The sequence below is a fragment of the Streptomyces sp. NPDC097619 genome, assembly GCF_040302735.1.
In the GTDB taxonomy this organism is placed as follows: Bacteria; Actinomycetota; Actinomycetes; order Streptomycetales; family Streptomycetaceae; genus Streptomyces.
Genome location: NZ_JBEOSD010000295.1, coordinates 1 through 3,862, shown reverse-complemented (window position 1 = coordinate 3,862; position 3,862 = coordinate 1). Strand labels below are relative to the sequence as shown.

Below are 3,862 nucleotides of genomic sequence, written 5' to 3'. Positions count from 1 at the left end.
GACCCGTCGCCGTGCCACCCGCGCCGCCACCGCCGCCGCGGTCGAGGCCCCGGCCGCCGAGGCCCCCGCCGCCGCCGAGCCGGTCGCGGACGAGGCTCCGGCCGCCGCTCCGGCCCGGACCCGTCGTCGTGCCACCCGTGCCGTCGCCGCTCCGGCCGCCGAGGCCGCCGCCGTGGAGGCTCCGGCCGCCGCCGTCCCGGCCGTCGCCGAGCCGGTCGCGGAAGAGGCCCCCGCCGCCGCTCCGGCCCGGACCCGTCGTCGTGCCACCCGTGCCGTCGCGGCTCCGGCCGCCGAGGCGCCCGCCGCCGTGGAGGCCCCGGTCGTCGAGGCCCCGGCTCCCGTCGCCGAGCCGGTCGCGGAGGAGGTTCCGGCCGCCGCTCCGGCCCGGACCCGTCGTCGTGCCACCCGTGCCGTCGCCGCTCCGGCCGCCGAGGCGCCCGCCGCCGTCGAGGCCCCCGCCGCGCCGGTCGAGGCCCCGCAGCCCCCCAAGTTCACCGTGGCCGACGCCGTGGACGCCCCCAAGGGCCGCGGCGGCCGTCGCCGCGCCACCCGGGGCACCGCCGCCGCCCAGCCCGCGGCCGAGGCCCCGCAGGCCCCCGCCGCCGAGGCGAAGGCCCCCGGCGCCCGCACCCGCCGCCCCGCCGTCGCCGTCTTCCAGGCGCCGGTCTTCCAGGCTCCGATGTTCCAGACCGCGATGACCGCCGCCGCGGCCCTCGCCGAGGAAGCCGTCACGGAGGACGAGGAGGCCGAGGAGTTCGAGGCCGAGGCGCAGGCCCCCGTGGTCGAGGCGCCCGCCCCGCAGCCGTCGGGCCGTCGCCGTCGCCGTCGCGGTGGGGTGACCGAGCCCGAGGCCGCTCCGGCCCCGGCCCCGGTCGCCGCGCCCGTCGCCGCCGCCCCCGAGGTCGAGGAGACCGAGGAGGCCGACGCCGAGCACACCGACACCGAGGCCGTCCTGGACGAGGCGGAGGACTCGGGCGACCGCCCGGGCCGTCGCCGTCGCCGGGGTGGCCGTCGCCGCCGTCGCGGTGACTCCGCCGACCTCGACGAGTCCGCCGAGGACGAGTCCGGCGAGGAGGCCCCCGCCGCCGAGGACGCCGACGCCGCCGACGAGGCCGAGGGCTCCGAGGACGACGACGAGGACGCCGGCGCCATGGGCTCCAGCTCCAGCCGTCGTCGCCGTCGCCGCCGCCGTCGCTCCGGTGACGCCGGGGACGAGGCCGCCGCCGGTGACGAGGACGGCGTCCGCACGGTCGTGAAGGTCCGCGAGCCGCGTCCGGCCCGCGAGCGCTCCGAGTCCTCCTCCGACGAGGTGCAGTCCATCAAGGGCTCCACCCGCCTGGAGGCCAAGAAGCAGCGCCGCCGCGAGGGCCGCGAGCAGGGCCGCCGCCGCGTCCCGATCATCACCGAGGCCGAGTTCCTGGCGCGCCGCGAGGCCGTCGAGCGGGTCATGGTGGTCCGCCAGCACGGCGAGCGCACCCAGATCGGCGTCCTCGAGGACAACGTGCTCGTCGAGCACTACGTCAACAAGGAGCAGTCCACCTCGTACGTCGGCAACGTCTACCTGGGCAAGGTCCAGAACGTGCTGCCGTCCATGGAGGCCGCCTTCATCGACATCGGCAAGGGCCGCAACGCCGTCCTGTACGCCGGTGAGGTCAACTTCGAGGCCCTCGGCATGGGCAACGGCCCGCGCCGCATCGAGGCCGCGCTGAAGTCCGGGCAGTCCGTGCTGGTCCAGGTCACCAAGGACCCGATCGGCCACAAGGGCGCCCGCCTGACCAGCCAGGTCTCGCTGCCCGGCCGCTACCTGGTCTACGTGCCCGAGGGCTCGATGACCGGCATCAGCCGCAAGCTGCCCGACACCGAGCGCGCTCGCCTGAAGACCATCCTCAAGAAGATCGTTCCCGAGGACGCGGGCGTCATCGTGCGCACCGCCGCCGAGGGCGCGAGCGAGGACGAGCTGCGCCGCGACGTCGAGCGGCTCCAGGCGCAGTGGGAGGAGATCCAGAAGAAGTCCAAGCAGATCTCGACCTCCTCGCCGAGCCTGCTCTACGGCGAGCCGGACATGACCGTCCGCGTGGTCCGGGACATCTTCAACGAGGACTTCTCCAAGGTCATCGTCAGCGGTGACGAGGCGTGGGAGACCATCCACGGCTACGTCTCGCACGTGGCCCCGGACCTGGCCGACCGCCTGCAGCGCTGGACCTCCGAGGTGGACGTCTTCGCCACCTACCGGATCGACGAGCAGCTGGCCAAGGCCCTCGACCGCAAGGTGTGGCTGCCCTCGGGCGGTTCCCTGGTGATCGACAAGACCGAGGCGATGATCGTCGTCGACGTCAACACCGGGAAGTTCACCGGTCAGGGCGGCAACCTCGAAGAGACCGTCACCAGGAACAACCTGGAGGCGGCCGAGGAGATCGTGCGCCAGCTGCGGCTGCGCGACCTCGGCGGCATCGTGGTCATCGACTTCATCGACATGGTCCTGGAGTCCAACCGCGACCTGGTGCTGCGCCGCCTCTTGGAGTGCCTGGGCCGGGACCGGACCAAGCACCAGGTGGCCGAGGTCACCTCGCTCGGCCTGGTCCAGATGACCCGCAAGCGGGTGGGCCAGGGCCTGCTGGAGTCCTTCTCCGAGACCTGTGTCCACTGCAACGGCCGCGGCGTCATCGTGCACATGGAGCAGCCGTCCGCGCAGGGCGGCGGCGGCAACGGCAAGCGCGCCAAGAAGCGCGGTCGGGGCCACGAGCACGACCACGAGCACGGCGCCGGCACGGAGCTCGCCGAGGGCACCGAGGTCGAGCACGAGACCGAGGCCGAGCTGGCCGCCGAGGCGGCCGCGCCGCTGGCCCTGCCCGAGCCCGGGTTCGCCCCGGACGAGGAGCTGTACGGCAGCGCCGCCGAGGCCGAGGCCGCGGCGGGTCTGAGCGGTCGCCGCTCGCGTCGTCGCGCCACCCGCAAGGCCACCGCTCCGGCGGGTGCCCCGCGGAGCGCCCGGTCCGAGGCCCCGGCCGTCGTCGAGCAGGTCGCGGAGCCGGTCGTGGCGGAGCCCGTGGACGCGGTCCTGGAGCTGGCGCCCGTCGTGGCCGAGCCCGAGGTCGCGGCCGTCGTGGAGTCCGCTCCCGAGGCCGTCGTGGTGGAGCCCGCCGCGGAGGAGGCCGCGCCGAAGGGCCGTACCCGCCGTCGTGCCACCCGCAAGGCGACCGCTCCGGCGGGTGCCCCGAAGGGTGAGGCCGCGGAGGCCGCCCCGGTGGTCGAGGCCGTCGTCGCGGAGCCGGTCGTCGAGGCGCCCGTCGCCGAGGCCGAGCCCGCCGCCGAGAAGGTCGTCGAGCCGGTCGCCGAGCCGGTCGTGGAGGCCGCCCCGGCGCGTCCGCGCCGTCGTGCCACCCGCAAGGTCACCGCTCCGGCCGGTTCCCCGGCCGGTGCCGAGGCCGCGGCCGTGGTCGTGGTCACCGCCCCGGTGACGGAGGCCGCCCCGGCCGCCGAGCCCGTGGCCGCCGAGGCGTCCGAGGCGGCTCCGGCCGCGGCGGAGTCCGAGGCCGCTCCGGTCAAGAAGACGGCCGCCCGCAAGACCGCGGCGAAGAAGGCCCCGGCGAAGAAGGCGGCGGCCGCCAAGAAGACGACGACCGCCAAGAAGACGGTCGCCAAGAAGACGGCGGCCAAGACCACGGCGAAGAAGGCCCCGGCGAAGACCACGGCGAAGAAGGCCGCGGCGAAGAAGACCGCGGCGGCGGAGCAGACCGCTCCGTCCGTCACGGCCTCCACCGAGGACTGATCCGCTCCGGCTCCGACCGGTCCGTCAGCGGCCCCGGCCCGGCACCCCGCCGCAGGGGCGCTGGCCGGGCGACGGGGCCGAGGAGTTCGGGCG

At 76.2% G+C, this 3,862-nt stretch carries 1 protein-coding gene; it reads left to right on the top strand.

Translation table 11 applies throughout. The annotated features are described in order from the left end of the window. Nucleotides 1-3,769 (top strand): Rne/Rng family ribonuclease (locus ABTZ17_RS36470; RefSeq protein ID WP_352200120.1); only part of this gene is annotated, 3,769 nt, incomplete at its 5' end. Nucleotides 3,770-3,862 lie beyond the last annotated feature (93 nt).